Here is a 14,616-nt window from a genome sequence, read left to right on the forward strand (position 1 = left end):
CTTCTTTATTTGACAAATTCGAATTTAAGATCCCGTTATATCTACTATGAAAGAACTTAAGCATGTAAATAAATATTTTTTAAAATATAAGTGGCATCTCATTTTAGGCCTGTTCATTACCATTGTAGCACGGGTTTTTGCCCTTGTAACGCCGCGGCTTATAAGAGAAAGCACCAATGCCATTGAGGCTTATGTAAATGGCGAAACTGTTTCGAAAGCAGCAGTTCGTTCTGAACTTATCCAGAATATCCTGCTCATTTTAGGGGCAACTCTGGTGGCGGCTTTCTTTACATTTCTAATGAGACAAACGTTTATTGTCGTTTCCCGACATATTGAATTTGATCTCAAAAATGAAGTTTTTCAAAAGTACCAGGACCTCTCCCTAAATTTCTATAAGAAAAACAGAACGGGAGATCTCATGAACCGTATTAGTGAAGATGTATCTAAAGTTAGGATGTATCTAGGACCGGCTATTATGTACAGTGTACAGACAGGTATTTTATTTATTGTAGTGATCCCTTATATGTTTACCCAGGCGCCCGTTCTTACTCTTTATGCCATCGCTCCTCTTCCAATTCTTTCTTTTGCCATTTATAAACTGAGTGTTGCAATTAATCACAGGAGTACGATCGTACAACAATACCTTTCAAAACTTAACACCTTCACCCAGGAGAGTTTCAGCGGAATCTCTGTAATTAAATCCTACGGACTCGAACCGCAAACAAACTCCTCCTTTGTGACACTTTCAAATGAAAATAAAGAAAAGAACATTGATCTTGTTAAAGTACAGGCGTTCTTTTTTCCTCTTATGGTTCTGTTAATTGGGGCGAGCAACGTACTGGTGATCTATATTGGAGGACAGCGATATATTGACGGGCAGATTGCGAACCTGGGGATAATCGTTGAATTCCTACTTTACGTAAACATGCTTACCTGGCCTGTTGCAACAGTAGGATGGGTTACTTCTATCGTACAACAGGCGGAAGCTTCACAAAGACGTATCAACGAATTTTTAAAAGAAAAACCTCAAATACAAAACCCAACTTCAACTCCTGAAAACGTGCAGGGAGCAATTGCCTTTAAAGATGTCACTTTTACTTATGAAGACACTAATATTACCGCTTTAAAAGCAGTATCATTTGCCGTGGAAAGCGGGGAAACTCTTGCAATTATTGGTAAAACGGGTTCTGGTAAATCAACGATTCTGGAATTAATTGGGCGATTGTATGATGTAACACAAGGTGAAATCACAATAGATGGAAAACCCATTGAAAGTATGAATCTTAAGGAACTTCGAAACAGCATTGGTTACGTACCGCAGGATGCATTCTTGTTTAGTGACTCCATAAAAAGCAACATCAAATTCGGAAAAAAGGACGCAACCGATGAAGAAGTTGTGGAGGCAGCCAAAAATGCCGCTGTACATAAGAATATTGTAGGGTTCAGTAAAGGTTATGATACAATTCTTGGGGAAAGGGGAATCACCCTTTCCGGTGGACAAAAACAGCGGGTTTCTATCGCTAGAGCCATTATTCATGATCCAAAGATCTTATTATTTGACGATTGTCTTTCAGCCGTAGACACCGAAACGGAAGAAGAAATCTTAAACAATCTTCACAAAATCTCCCAGGATAAAACGACGATCATTGTAAGTCATCGAATTTCTTCAGCTAAAAATGCCGATAAAATCATCATTTTAGAAGATGGAGCCATTGTACAGTCTGGCACACATCAGGATTTGGTTAACCATGACGGCTACTATAAAGAACTATGGCTGAAACAAAGAGATGAAAAAGAAATGTAAAAATTTGTTGCGGAATGTTAATTTTTTTTAGATTTTTGGTCCAATGATTTACAAACCGTAAAAGATTATTTGATTATGAGCGACAATGGAACGATTGAAAAAGAAGAGATTTTCTCAAAAGTGTTGAGAGCCGGGAGACGAACTTATTTCTTCGATGTAAGGGCTACAAAAGCAAAAGATTACTACCTTACCATCACCGAAAGTAAAAAGTTTACCAATGACGACGGATCTTTTCACTACAAAAAGCACAAGATCTACTTATATAAAGAAGATTTTGCAGGCTTTACCGAAATCCTACAGGAAATGACAGATTATATCCTTGAAGAAAAAGGAGAGGAAGTAATAAGTGAACGCCATCAAAAGAATTTTAAGAAAGAATATGAAGAAGCTGGTGCAGAGCCTGTCTCCACAGGTGCAGCTTCAACCTTCACCGATATTAGTTTTGAAGATATCTAAAATCTTTAGCTTTAACGTAAAACCGTCCTGAGAAATCTGGACGGTTTTTTTTATTATAATTTAAAAACAATCAACTATGCGCAACCTTTTTATTGCCCTTGGTTTGCTCCTTACCACAAACCTTTGTGCACAACAGGAATTTGACGATCTCGATCTTTCCTATTACCTGCCCCAGGATATCACTTACAACCAGGAAATCCCCAAACCACAGGATGTTTTAGGATTTATTCCCGGCGAATGGCATGCTTCTCACGACAAGCTTGTGAATTATATGAGAGCCCTGGCAGAGGCTTCTCCAAGAATAAGCATAGAAAATCGCGGTTCCACTTACGAAAAAAGGCCTTTGATCCTTCTTACTATCACTTCGGAAGAGAATCATCAAAACCTGGAAGAAATTCGAAAAAGGCATGTTGCTCTTACTTTTGAAGGAGCAGATTCTCTTGATATTCAGGAAATGCCAATTGTTGTGAATCAGGGTTTTTCAATTCATGGAAATGAACCTAGCGGTTCTAATGCTGCGATCCTTGCTGCGTATTATCTTGCAGCTGCTGAAGGGCAAGAAATAGAAGAATTGCTCAACAATACTATCATTCTCTTTGATCCTGCCTTTAACCCAGACGGTTTACAACGTTTTGCTTATTGGGCAAACACGAACAGAAGCAAACACATCAATACCGATCCTCAGGACAGGGAATACGATGAAGTATGGCCGGGCGGCAGGACCAACCATTACTGGTTTGATATGAACCGGGACTGGCTTCCTGTACAGCTGGCAGAATCTAAAGTAAGGCTTGAAACTTTTCATAATTGGTACCCCAACATCCTTACAGACCATCACGAAATGGGTTCTAACTCCTCATTTTTCTTTCAACCTGGAATTCCCGAAAGAACCCATCCTTTAACTCCCCAACTTAACCAGGAGCTCACAAAAGAAATTGGTACATACCATGCTGCTGCTTTTGACGAAATTGGTTCTTTTTATTATACCGAAGAAAATTATGACGATTTTTACTATGGTAAAGGTTCTACCTTTCCAGATATTAATGGAAGTATAGGAATTCTATTTGAGCAGGGAAGTTCCAGAGGCCACGCACAGGAAACAGACAACGGGGTACTTACCTTTCCATTCACCATCAGGAATCAATTTACTGCAGCACTTTCCACCCTGGAAGCAGCTCAGAACATGAGGGAAAAACTGCTGAATTATCAGCGTAATTTCTATCAAAATGCCCGCAATGATGCAGAGCGTGGCGCCTACGCCTTCGGTAACTCAAAAGATGCCGCTTCAGCTTATCACCTTGCAGAAATTTTAAAACGTCACAAAATTGAGGTCCACGAAGTAAAGGAAGCTTTTCAGGAAAACGGAGAAAGCTTTGAACCGGGAAGCAGTTATATCGTCCCAAAGAATCAGCGCCAGCAACGATTGATCAAGGGAATGTTTGAACGCCGCACCGAGTTTGCAGACAGTCTTTTTTATGACATTTCTGCCTGGAGCTTTCCGCTCGCGTTCAATGTTGATTTCACAGAAAAAGCATCCCTTAAAAATGCAGGCCCTGCAATAGAAAATCTGGAATTACCTGCCGTAAACACTCCCAAAAAGAGTAGTTACGCATATCTTCTGGACTGGAATTCTTACGAAGCACCAAAAGCCCTCAACAAGATCCTTGAAAAAGGATTAAGAGCCAAGGTTTCCATGCAGCCTTTTGAAGCCGAAGGAAAACAGTTTGATTATGGTACAGTCATGATCCCACTGCAGAATCAAAAGCTAAACGAACAGGAAATGTTTGACTTTATGAAAGAAATTTCTGAAGAGGTAAATATTTCCGTTAATGGCGTAACTACAGGCCTTACCCGCGGAATGAGCCTAGGGAGCAATAATTTTAGAGCCATTGAACCTCAAAAAGTTGCCCTTCTAGTTGGTGAAGGAATTACCTCTTATGATGCCGGAGAGATATGGCATCTTTTCGATCAGCGATACGATATGATCATCACCAAGCTGGATGTGAAAAATCTTTCCCGTACCGATTTAAGCAGGTATACAGATATCATCCTGCCAAACAGCTGGGGAAGTGCATTGGAAGATAGAGATGTTGAAAACCTGAAGCAATGGACAAGAGCCGGAGGAACACTTATTGGCTATAGAAATGCTGCCAATTGGTTTGACAGGAATGAATTTCTTGATCTCGAATTCCGGGAAAATGATTTGGTGGCAAAGGATGTACCTTTTGAACTCCAAAGAGATTTTAGAGGTGCACAGGGAATTGGTGGTGCAATTTTTCAAGCTAAATTAGATCGTTCACACCCAATAAGTTTTGGATATAAAGATGATGAAATTGCACTTTTTCGTAACACAACCCTGTTCATTGAACCAAATGAACAAAGCTATAACAACCCGATAAAGTACACCGAAAATCCTCTTTTAAGCGGATACATTAGCAAACCAAACCTCGATTCAATCGCGGGGACAGTGCCTTTCGTTCATGACGGTTTTGGACGAGGAAACGTAATACTTTTTACAGATAACACCAACTTCAGAGCTTTCTGGTATGGTACTAATAAGCTATTGATGAACGCCATCTTCTTTGGAGATGAAATGTAAGTAAGAAGATACCTTTGTAAAAGGGCATTTTTCAAGAGGATTTGGTAACGCATCAAATCCTCTTTTTTATTCGGAATATTTAGTGGGCTTAACTTCCAAAAATGTGCTTAGGAAACCTCATTTTTGACACCTAAGCTTCGGAAAAGGTCTAACCATAGAATTTTACAATTCCTGTATCCGCTTACTTTGCTTCAAAAGAGAAATCACTCTTTCAGGATAATCGCTAATGATGCCGTCTACTTCAAAACCTATCATTCTATTGATCTCTTTTTTGCTGTTCACCGTCCACGGAATCACCTGCATTCCCTTTTTCTGAATTTCACACACACTTTCCCTGTCCGTCAATAGCCTGAAATACGGACTGTAGATTTCGGGTTGAAAGTTCAATTTTTGAAGGTTTTCTTCCGGTGTTCCTTTTTCCACCAAAAATGCAAGAGGAATTGCTGGATATTTTTTCCGAAGAATAGTTAAAGGTGTAGGATCAAAACTTTGGACCACAATTTTGTCTTCCATATCATGATTTTGCACCACCTTCATCAACAGCTCTACAAACTCTTCGGGTAAAGGTTGAAAAATCTCATAATTCCCAAAACCTGATTTAATTTCGATGTTGTAGGAAACCGGGTCAAGTTCCTGCGCTACAATATAATTTTCAACCCTTTCAAAAACTTCTGAAAGCAAGGGTTTATACGTTTTTATCTTTTTTTGATTTACAAAGCGCTTATTTTCCCCACTACCCGCATCAAATTTCCTGATGCTATCATAGGACATGTGATAAAAATTGAATGACTTTTCTTCATTTTTGGATATCCTGTTGCCGTTGGGCATCAACATATATTCCGAAGCCATAAAGGGCTCATGAGAGACCACAACTTTTTTATCTTTTGAGATCACCACGTCCAGCTCCAGCACGTCCACCCCTTTCTCAACAGCACTTAGAAATGCAGGAATGGAGTTTTCAGGAAAATTTCCCCGGTCGCCGCGATGTCCCTGTACCTGTATGTTTTCTTTCATTTCAGATTCGAAGTTACAGGAAACGATCGTAAATATAAGTGCACCAAAAATGATGTTTTTGCACTGCATTTTAGAAAAATTTTATCCAACCCTTAAGCCGTTCTCTACTTTAAAATCAGGATTTAGAAGTACGATGTCATTTTTAGGCCCAACAGCACCTAAAATTAGACATTCACTCATAAAATTGGCAATTTGCTTCTTCGGAAAATTCACTACCGCAACCACTTGTCGGCCCAAAAGATCTTCTTTTGAATACCTTTTTGTGATTTGAGCAGAAGTTTTTCGAAGGCCAATTTCGGGACCAAAATTTATTTTAAGTTGATAAGCCGGATTTCTGGCTTCCGGAAAATCGTTGACTTCCAAAACCGTTCCCACCCGCATTTCTACTTTTTCAAAGTCATTCCAATTGATCTCCATTATTTGAATAAATTATTTGATGACCCATGCGGGCCCAATTAATAACACTGGATATTTTTCAAAAATGATGGTTTCTTGCCTTCTAATTTATGCACACAAAAATGCCCCACCCATGCAATCGTAAAAAATTACCAGGGAAACCTTCCTAAGAGGAGTCAGCATAAAATGTAATAACTCCCAAGAAAACCAATGGTTCAATGTTCACAGGTTTCTTGTTTTAGCTTTAACAAGGTAATAATTTTATAGATTCTAGGGTAATTTCGTATTTTCAGGTTTGTAAAGAAAAATAACTAATGGCCGAAACACGTTCCAATGATGTGCCGCTGGGCACAAAAGCTCCAGATTTCCAATTGCCCGATGCGGTGACCGCAAACCTGTATTCACTTCAGGATGTAAAAGGTGAAAAAGGCACTGTGGTTATGTTTATTTGCAATCATTGTCCTTTTGTAAAACACGTTGCCGATGAAATAGTAAGGATTGCTAACGATTACAGGGTGCTGGGTTTCGGGTTTGTAGCCATAAGCAGCAATGATGTAAATGAATATCCGCAGGACCACCCAGACCTCATGTGGCAATTTGCCCGGAAACATAATTTCACGTTCCCTTACCTTTACGACCGCACACAAATCACTGCAATTAATTATAAAGCGGCCTGCACCCCGGATTTTTTTCTTTTTGATGCAGATCTAAAATTGGTGTATCACGGGCAGCTGGACAATTCCCGCCCCGGAAATGGCATTCCTGTTAATGGCAGGGAATTAAGAGAAGCGCTGGATGCCATTTTGAACAACCGAAAGATTCCCGAACCACAAAAACCCAGTGTAGGCTGTGGAATTAAATGGAAGTACCGCTAATTCATTCTAGTCTTCTAATGTTGAATAAAATGAAATTCAGGAAAAGAAATCCTATTCCATCATCATATTTTATGATTGCTTTACATCTTAAGTAAGATTTCTATTTAGTAACTTTAGAGTCTTTAATACTAAAAATCAGGACTATGAGTTTGAGACTAGGAGACAAAGCACCCGATTTCGATGCAATGACATCTGAAGGGAAAATTAATTTTTACAACTATTTAGGAGATGGCTGGGGAATTTTATTTTCGCACCCGGCAGATTATACACCGGTTTGCACTACAGAACTTGGAGCTGTTGCGAAATATAAAGATGAATTTGAGAAACGTAATACGAAAGTGATGGCCTTAAGTGTTGACGGAGTGGAATCCCACAAGGGATGGATTGAGGACATCAACGAAACTCAGAACACCACCGTGAATTTTCCCATTATTGCCGATGAGGATAAAAAGATCGCGAACCTGTATGATATGATCCATCCAAATGCAGATAATACGCTCACCGTACGATCTGTGTACGTGATCGCACCAGATAAGACGATCAAATTAATGATCACCTATCCCGCAAGTACCGGTAGAAATTTTGATGAACTCTTAAGAGTTATTGATTCCCTGCAGCTTACAGCTTACAGGAAAGTGGCCACCCCGGCTAATTGGAAACATGGCGAAGACGTAGTAATAAGTCCGGCGGTAACTAACGAGGAGGCAAAAGATCTTTTTTCAAAGGGATTCCAGGAAGTTAAACCTTACCTTAGAATGACTCCGCAGCCTGAAGGCAATGAAGGAAAAGAATCCAACGCAAATTCGGAAAAAGGAACTTCTTCCGGAGGCAATGAAGCCAGTAAGATTTTTCCGAAAGGATTTAGAGAATAAAGAGGAAAAGTGTCATTTCAGAGACTTCTGAAAAAAGAAAAACCTCACAGTTGGATACTGTGAGGTTTTTCTTTTTAATCAATACAAAGGGTTCTACTTCACACCCATTAATTCTACATCAAAGACCAAAGTAGCATCTGGTGGGATCACTCCGCCAGCGCCTCTGCTTCCGTAGCCCAAATGCGACGGGATCACAAAACGTGCTTTATCACCCACTTTCAATAACTGGATACCTTCATCCCAGCCCTGGATCACATGACCTTTACCAAGAGGAAATTCTATAGGTTCCTTTCTTTTGTAGGAGGAGTCAAAAACGGTACCGTCTGCGAGCATTCCTTTATAATGTACAGAAACAGTCTGACCTTTTTCAGCTTTTTCACCATCCCCTTCTGAAATGAATTTATAACGAAGTCCGCTGCTGGTTTTTTCAAAACCCTGCGCCAGTTCGCCCATTAATTCCTCCTGTTGTTTTTTGGCTGCAGCCTCACGCTCTTCTTTCGCACCGTTGAACTGACGGAAAGATTCTACGGCATTAAAATTTTTAGCTGCCTCACCTTCCCTAATGATTTCAAGGCTTTCAATACGGTCACCCTGCTTGATTGCATCCACGATTTCCTGACCTTCCACTACCTGTCCAAAAACAGTATGCTTGCCATCAAGCCATGGAGTTTCGGCATGAGTAATGAAGAACTGGCTTCCGTTGGTTCCAGGACCGGCATTTGCCATAGAAAGAATTCCCGGGCGGTCGTGTTTAAGATCGGGATGAATTTCATCCTCAAATTGGTATCCTGGCCCGCCTACTCCGGTCCCTTTAGGGTCTCCTCCCTGGATCATAAAATCTGGAATTACCCTGTGAAATTTAAGTCCGTCGTAATAAGGTTTCCCCTGCGGAATTGCTTCATTTTCCAGGTTCCCTTCGGCAAGACCTACGAAGTTCCCGACTGTGCCCGGTGCTTTTTCGAATTCCAGTTTTACCTTTATTTCCCCTTTTGAGGTGTTAAATTTTGCGTATAATCCGTCGCTCATGATTATTTTTTAAGTTAAAATACAAAGATAAGAAAGCTGATATTTAATTATTGTAAGATTAGGTTAAGTATTGTAAAATGTCATTCTGGAGGCTGTAGGCGATAGGTTTTAGGCTGTAGGTTTTAGCAGGTTTAACGTCAACTATCGCTTGTCCTAGAACAAAAGAGCCGGATAAAATCCGGCTCTAAATTGTCATTTTCAGATATACTACTGTACACCATTTGTAATAAAATTAATTCGCGACTTCACTAATGAATTTGATTCGGTAAAGCCTTAGTTCTTCTTCATCGTAGTCACCATCAAATTCTTCTAAAGCAGCTTCAATTTTGTCATTTTCGGCATCTATAAAATAGTCATGGATCTCTTCCTGCTGATCTTCGTCCAGTATTTCGTCCACCCAGTAAGTAATGTTAAGCTTTGTTCCGCTGTATACAATAGCTTCCATTTCCTTTATGAAATCATTCATTTCCATTCCTTTGGCTGCTGCAATATCGTCTAGCGGAAGTTTTCTATCTACGTTTTGGATGATGTAAAGTTTTAGTCCGCTATTTGCACCGGTCGTTTTCACCACCAGGTCATCGGGACGAGTGATATCGTTGTCCTCTACATATCGGTTGATTAGGGCTACAAATTCTTTTCCGTATTTTTTGGCTTTGCCCTCTCCTACCCCATGTATATTTCCTAGCTCTTCAAGGGTTACTGGATATTTAAGCGCCATGTCGTCAATAGATGGATCTTGAAAAACTACAAATGGAGGAACTCCTAGTTTCTTCGCTTCTTTTTTCCGAAGCTCCTTCAACATTTTCACAAGAGTTTCATCTATTCCTGCCCCGCCATTTTTTGATGCAGTTACAATACCATCTGCAGCTCCAGATTCATAAATGTGATCTTCGGTCATCATAAAAGATTCCGGAGATCGGAGGAAAGCCTGTCCCTGTTCAGTGACTTTCACAACACCATATGTTTCTATATCTTTTTTCAAAAGACCTGCCACGAGCACCTGCCGCAACAGAGCCATCCAATACTTTGAATCTCTGTTACTACCCTTTCCGAACAATTCATGCTCATCTGTCCTGTGGGATTTTATAAGTGCATTAGATTTTCCAACCAGCGTATTAACTACCTCCTTAGATTTGTAGAGCTGATTTGTTTCTTTTACCGTTCTTAAAAGTAATTCTACTTCCTCTTTCGCTTCACGCTTTTTCTTCGGATTACGAACATTATCATCCATACTAGCGCCTTCACCGGTTTTTTCATCAAATTCTTCCCCAAAATAATGCAGGATGAACTTTCTTCGGGAGACCGATGTTTCAGCAAAAGCCACCACTTCCTGTAGCAGGGCATGGCCTATTTCCTGTTCGGCAACGGGTTTGCCGCTCATGAACTTCTCCAGTTTCTCAATATCTTTATAAGAGTAGTAGGCAAGACAGTGACCTTCACCACCATCGCGGCCGGCTCTACCGGTTTCCTGATAATAGCTCTCAATACTCTTTGGAATATCATGGTGAATTACAAACCGAACATCGGGTTTATCAATTCCCATCCCGAAGGCAATCGTGGCAACTACCACGTCCACATCTTCCATTAAAAACATATCCTGATGTTTCGAACGTGTTTTTGCATCGAGCCCGGCGTGATATGGAACCGCAGAAATCCCATTTACCTGGAGAGTTTGCGCAAGCTCTTCCACTCTTTTCCTGCTAAGGCAATATATAATTCCCGTTTTACCCGGATTCTGTTTCACAAACCTGATTATATCAGCATCAACATTCTTCGTCTTTGGACGAATTTCATAATAAAGATTGGGGCGGTTAAAAGAGGCCTTAAAAGTATTGGCATCGGTAATGCCGAGATTTTTAAGAATATCTTCCTGCACTTTTGGGGTCGCAGTAGCTGTAAGTCCTATAATTGGGATATCATCACCGATCCTCTTTACAATGTGACGCAGATTTCGATATTCGGGTCTAAAGTCATGGCCCCATTCACTAATACAATGTGCCTCATCTATAGCCAAAAAAGATATTTTTACGGACCTTAGAAATTCAACATTCTCTTCTTTGGTAAGTGATTCGGGGGCTACATATAGAAGTTTGGTAATTCCGTTGGTGATATCCTCTTTTACCTGTTTTACTTCCGTTTTGTTCAAAGAAGAATTCAAAACGTGCGCAATGCCATTTTCCGAAGAAATTCCGCGAATCGCATCCACCTGATTTTTCATCAAGGCAATGAGAGGAGAAACGACAATTGCAGTCCCTTCCTTGATCAAGGCCGGGAGTTGATAGCAGAGCGATTTCCCACCTCCTGTAGGCATAACCACAAAGGTATTATGATCGTTTACTATACTGGTAATTACTTCTTCCTGAAGCCCTTTAAACTGGCTAAAACCAAAGTATTTTTTAAGCTGTTCGTGTAAATTGATTTCCTGCGAAGTCATTCAATTGTGTTACAATTTTACATACATTTGCATAATTAAAGATACATTAATCTTTAGTACATGCAATTCATAATTCTACAAATTTGACACCTCAAGAAAAAATCCTTTCCGTTGCCGGAGAAACCATTTTAACTGAAGCGAAAGCGATTACAAATTTAGAGCAATTATTAGACCAAAATTTTGCCCAGGCTGTAGAAGCAATCTTCAATTCCAAAGGTAGGGTTATTATCACAGGAATAGGCAAAAGTGCAGCAATTGCTACTAAAATAGTAGCTACACTGAATTCAACTGGCACACCTGCTGTCTTCATGCATGCCGCTGATGCTATTCACGGCGATTTAGGGACCATCCAGGAAGACGATATCGTCATTTGCATTTCAAAAAGCGGTAATACTCCCGAAATAAAAGTGCTTGTTCCGCTTATTAAGAATTTCAACAATATTCTTATCGCTATTACCGGGAGCCAGGAATCTTTTCTGGCACAACAGGCAGACTACGTGATCAATTCTTATGTAGAAAAAGAAGCCTGTCCCAATAATCTTGCTCCTACAACAAGTACCACAGCGCAACTTGTTCTTGGTGACGCATTGGCTGTTTGCCTGCTAGACCTGAGAGGTTTCTCCAGCAGGGATTTTGCAAAATATCATCCCGGCGGCGCTTTGGGCAAGAAACTGTACCTAAGAGTGAGCGATATAACTGTACAAAACCAGAAGCCAATGGTGAATCCCAACACTCCGGTTCCACAGGTTATTATCGAGATTTCTGAGAAAATGCTTGGTGTGACAGCAGTTCTTGAAAATGACAAAATCATTGGTATTATAACAGATGGTGATATTCGAAGAATGTTGTTTAAGAGTACTAATATTTCAAACCTAACGGCCAGAGATATAATGAGCGTTTCACCTAAAACTATTTCTCATGATGCCATGGCTGTTGATGCCCTTGACGTGCTGGAGGAGAATAAGATATCACAATTACTGGCTACGGAAGACGGCGTTTACTCGGGAGTCGTTCATTTACACAATTTAATTAGAGAAGGAATTTTATAAATGGCAAAGCAACTGAAAAACCCCCAGGAAATGTCATTTTTGGATCACCTGGAAGATTTAAGGTGGCATTTAATAAGAGCCTGCCTTGCAGTGGTCATTGCCGGCTTCATCGCCTTTCTTGCCAAAGGTTTCATTTTTGATGTTCTCCTGTTTGGCCCCAGTAGAGCAGACTTTTTAACTTACAATGTGCTTTGCCGGCTCTCCTCATTTGTAGGTCTGGAAGGAGGATTCTGTTTTGACGGCGAAATGCCTTTCAGCATACAGAGTAGAACGATGGGAGGGCAATTTTCAGCTCATATCTGGACTTCAATCACAGCAGGTTTCATCATCTCCTTTCCTTACGTGATCTACGAATTCTGGAAGTTCATTTCCCCAGCCATGTACACCAATGAGCGTAATACTGCCCGCGGATTCATCTTTATTTCTTCCATTTTGTTCTTTCTGGGAGTCTTATTTGGTTATTATATGATCACGCCACTCTCCATTAATTTCCTCGGAAGGTATCAGGTAAGTGAGCAGGTTTTAAATGAATTTGACATAGGAAGTTATATAAGCCTGGTGCGATCTTCGGTAGTAGCTTCGGGACTTATTTTTGAACTTCCAATCATTATTTACTTCTTAACAAAAATAGGGCTGGTAACTCCCGATTTCCTGAAGAAGTACAGAAAATACGCTTTGGTGATCGTATTAATTATTGCAGCAATTATTACGCCACCAGATATTTTAAGTCAGATAATAGTAGCCATTCCCGTACTGGTACTTTATGAAATAAGCATTATTATTTCGAAAATCGTCACACGGAATGAAGCAAGAAAATTGAAACAACAAAAACGATGAAAAACCAGGTAGAAGAATTTAATGAGTACCGCCAAAAGATGAACGACAAGATCTTAGGCGACAATAATAAGATCATAAAAAGAATATTTAATCTAGACACAAATGCATTTGCTCCCGGTGCTCTGGATGTGAAGACAAAAGAGCTTTTAGGGCTTGTAGCCTCTACAGTTTTGCGATGTGACGATTGCGTAAGATATCACCTGGAATCAAGCTACAAGGAAGGAGTGAGTAAGGCTGAAGTTATGGAAACCCTTAGCATAGGAACACTTATTGGTGGTACCATCGTAATTCCACATTTAAGAAGAGCTTATGAATACTGGGAGGAGCTGGAAAAATCTTCTCGAGCCGAAGAATAGGAACAGAATTTGAAGAAGAGAAAATCTAGGTTTAGTTTAAAATAAGATCAAGAAATTTCTATTCTTTGTTTTCATTCTCAAGATTAAGATCTAAAATGAAATATCTCACATGAAATTAAGAGCCGACAGTCTGGTTAAGTCATATAAAGGAAGAGAAGTAGTGAAAGGAATTTCGCTTGAGGTAAACCAGGGAGAGATTGTTGGGCTGCTGGGGCCCAACGGTGCAGGAAAGACCACTTCTTTTTATATGATCGTAGGTCTCATAAAACCAAACGGAGGAAGGATATTTTTAGATCGTGAGAATATTACAAAATTTCCCATGTACAAGCGGGCTCAATATGGTATTGGCTACCTGGCGCAGGAAGCTTCGGTTTTTAGAAAACTCAGCATTGAAGACAACATCATGAGCGTTCTTGAACTCACCGATCTCTCTAAAAAAGAACGCCAAATGAAAATGGAATCTCTCATTGAGGAGTTCAGCCTTGGCCATATTAGAAAGAATCGCGGAGATCTTTTGAGCGGTGGGGAACGTAGAAGAACCGAAATCGCCCGTGCCCTCGCCACCGATCCTAATTTCATTTTGCTTGACGAACCTTTTGCCGGGGTTGATCCCGTGGCGGTGGAGGATATTCAACGCATTGTGGCGCAGTTAAAGGACAAAAACATAGGTATTCTCATCACAGATCATAACGTCCAGGAAACGCTCGCTATTACAGACAGGACCTATCTTATGTTTGAAGGACGTATTCTTAAAGCCGGAAAACCTGAAGAACTTGCCGAAGACGAAATGGTTCGAAAAGTGTATCTGGGACAAAATTTTGAACTTCGGAAGAAAAAGCTGTTCAATTCTTAATTTCAGTTCGTCAAAAATGTGATTCTGAAAAGCTTTTCTAAGAGC

13 protein-coding genes are annotated in these 14,616 nt (G+C 40.2%); 9 read left to right on the top strand and 4 right to left on the bottom strand.

Annotation, left to right across the window (positions count from 1 at the left end; genetic code table 11):
- Positions 1 to 46: 46 nt before the first annotated feature.
- From ACOV1Q_RS12455 to ACOV1Q_RS12465, 3 genes are all read left to right on the top strand, one after another.
- Complete coding sequence (locus ACOV1Q_RS12455; protein ID WP_424494727.1) at positions 47 to 1,804, top strand: ABC transporter ATP-binding protein; 1,758 nt, start codon at positions 47 to 49, stop codon at positions 1,802 to 1,804.
- Between the two features lie 75 nt (positions 1,805 to 1,879).
- Positions 1,880 to 2,260, top strand: a complete 381-nt coding sequence (locus ACOV1Q_RS12460) for a PUR family DNA/RNA-binding protein (protein ID WP_424494728.1) — start codon at positions 1,880 to 1,882, stop codon at positions 2,258 to 2,260.
- A gap of 76 nt (positions 2,261 to 2,336) precedes the next feature.
- Positions 2,337 to 4,859, top strand: a complete 2,523-nt coding sequence (locus tag ACOV1Q_RS12465) for a M14 family zinc carboxypeptidase (RefSeq protein ID WP_424494729.1) — start codon at positions 2,337 to 2,339, stop codon at positions 4,857 to 4,859.
- 162 nt (positions 4,860 to 5,021) lie between these two features.
- Here ACOV1Q_RS12465 and ACOV1Q_RS12470 read toward each other — a convergent pair whose 3' ends face one another.
- Together ACOV1Q_RS12470 and ACOV1Q_RS12475 are read right to left on the bottom strand one after the other, a co-directional pair.
- Positions 5,022 to 5,942 (bottom strand): glycerophosphodiester phosphodiesterase family protein, encoded by a 921-nt coding sequence (locus ACOV1Q_RS12470; RefSeq protein WP_424494730.1) that lies wholly within the window; start codon positions 5,940 to 5,942, stop codon positions 5,022 to 5,024.
- A gap of 12 nt (positions 5,943 to 5,954) precedes the next feature.
- Positions 5,955 to 6,290 carry a tRNA-binding protein gene (locus tag ACOV1Q_RS12475; RefSeq protein WP_424494731.1) on the bottom strand — a complete coding sequence of 112 codons (336 nt, stop codon included), beginning with the start codon at positions 6,288 to 6,290 and terminating at the stop codon, positions 5,955 to 5,957.
- Positions 6,291 to 6,583: 293 nt separating this feature from the next.
- Between ACOV1Q_RS12475 and ACOV1Q_RS12480 the strand changes: the two genes are divergently transcribed.
- Entirely contained in the window at positions 6,584 to 7,144 is a 561-nt protein-coding gene (locus ACOV1Q_RS12480; protein WP_424494732.1) for a thioredoxin family protein, read from the top strand.
- Positions 7,145 to 7,287: 143 nt separating this feature from the next.
- On the top strand, positions 7,288 to 8,016 hold the full coding sequence (locus ACOV1Q_RS12485; protein ID WP_424494733.1) for a peroxiredoxin: 729 nt from the start codon (positions 7,288 to 7,290) through the stop codon (positions 8,014 to 8,016).
- Between the two features lie 93 nt (positions 8,017 to 8,109).
- Here the strand turns inward: ACOV1Q_RS12485 and ACOV1Q_RS12490 are convergent, their stop codons facing one another.
- Positions 8,110 to 9,042 (bottom strand): peptidylprolyl isomerase, encoded by a 933-nt coding sequence (locus tag ACOV1Q_RS12490; RefSeq protein WP_424494734.1) that lies wholly within the window; start codon positions 9,040 to 9,042, stop codon positions 8,110 to 8,112.
- A gap of 232 nt (positions 9,043 to 9,274) precedes the next feature.
- Positions 9,275 to 11,476: a RecQ family ATP-dependent DNA helicase gene (locus ACOV1Q_RS12495; protein ID WP_424494735.1), complete on the bottom strand. Its 2,202-nt coding sequence runs from the start codon at positions 11,474 to 11,476 to the stop codon at positions 9,275 to 9,277.
- Between the two features lie 83 nt (positions 11,477 to 11,559).
- On the opposite strand from ACOV1Q_RS12495, the gene ACOV1Q_RS12500 reads away from it, so the two are divergent.
- The 4 genes from ACOV1Q_RS12500 (at position 11,560) to lptB (ending at position 14,571) form a co-directional block, all read left to right on the top strand.
- Entirely contained in the window at positions 11,560 to 12,525 is a 966-nt protein-coding gene (locus ACOV1Q_RS12500) for a KpsF/GutQ family sugar-phosphate isomerase (protein WP_424494736.1), read from the top strand.
- A 30-nt stretch (positions 12,526 to 12,555) separates the two neighbouring features.
- Positions 12,556 to 13,362: a twin-arginine translocase subunit TatC gene (tatC, locus tag ACOV1Q_RS12505; protein WP_424494737.1), complete on the top strand. Its 807-nt coding sequence runs from the start codon at positions 12,556 to 12,558 to the stop codon at positions 13,360 to 13,362.
- The gene (locus ACOV1Q_RS12510) at positions 13,359 to 13,718 is read left to right on the top strand and encodes a carboxymuconolactone decarboxylase family protein (RefSeq protein ID WP_424494738.1); all 360 of its coding nucleotides are present in this window, start codon (positions 13,359 to 13,361) and stop codon (positions 13,716 to 13,718) included. Before tatC ends, ACOV1Q_RS12510 begins: the two co-directional genes overlap by 4 nt.
- 109 nt (positions 13,719 to 13,827) lie before the next feature.
- Positions 13,828 to 14,571, top strand: coding sequence for an LPS export ABC transporter ATP-binding protein (gene lptB / locus ACOV1Q_RS12515; RefSeq protein WP_424494739.1), 744 nt, complete (start codon positions 13,828 to 13,830; stop codon positions 14,569 to 14,571).
- Positions 14,572 to 14,616 lie beyond the last annotated feature (45 nt).

The sequence above is a fragment of the Salinimicrobium maris genome (assembly GCF_049680855.1).
In the GTDB taxonomy this organism is placed as follows: Bacteria; Bacteroidota; Bacteroidia; order Flavobacteriales; family Flavobacteriaceae; genus Salinimicrobium.

What these genes read in the sequence shown, in the direction of transcription:
- ACOV1Q_RS12495 (WP_424494735.1), bottom strand. Translation starts at nt 11,476, where the DNA reads ATGACTTCGCAGGAAATCAATTTACACGAACAGCTTAAAAAATACTTT.
- ACOV1Q_RS12475 (WP_424494731.1), bottom strand. Translation starts at nt 6,290, where the DNA reads ATGGAGATCAATTGGAATGACTTTGAAAAAGTAGAAATGCGGGTGGGA.
- ACOV1Q_RS12490 (WP_424494734.1), bottom strand. Translation starts at nt 9,042, where the DNA reads ATGAGCGACGGATTATACGCAAAATTTAACACCTCAAAAGGGGAAATA.
- tatC (WP_424494737.1), top strand. Translation starts at nt 12,556, where the DNA reads ATGTCATTTTTGGATCACCTGGAAGATTTAAGGTGGCATTTAATAAGA.
- ACOV1Q_RS12470 (WP_424494730.1), bottom strand. Translation starts at nt 5,942, where the DNA reads ATGCAGTGCAAAAACATCATTTTTGGTGCACTTATATTTACGATCGTT.
- ACOV1Q_RS12465 (WP_424494729.1), top strand. Translation starts at nt 2,337, where the DNA reads ATGCGCAACCTTTTTATTGCCCTTGGTTTGCTCCTTACCACAAACCTT.
- ACOV1Q_RS12480 (WP_424494732.1), top strand. Translation starts at nt 6,584, where the DNA reads ATGGCCGAAACACGTTCCAATGATGTGCCGCTGGGCACAAAAGCTCCA.
- ACOV1Q_RS12510 (WP_424494738.1), top strand. Translation starts at nt 13,359, where the DNA reads ATGAAAAACCAGGTAGAAGAATTTAATGAGTACCGCCAAAAGATGAAC.
- ACOV1Q_RS12460 (WP_424494728.1), top strand. Translation starts at nt 1,880, where the DNA reads ATGAGCGACAATGGAACGATTGAAAAAGAAGAGATTTTCTCAAAAGTG.
- ACOV1Q_RS12485 (WP_424494733.1), top strand. Translation starts at nt 7,288, where the DNA reads ATGAGTTTGAGACTAGGAGACAAAGCACCCGATTTCGATGCAATGACA.
- ACOV1Q_RS12455 (WP_424494727.1), top strand. Translation starts at nt 47, where the DNA reads ATGAAAGAACTTAAGCATGTAAATAAATATTTTTTAAAATATAAGTGG.
- lptB (WP_424494739.1), top strand. Translation starts at nt 13,828, where the DNA reads ATGAAATTAAGAGCCGACAGTCTGGTTAAGTCATATAAAGGAAGAGAA.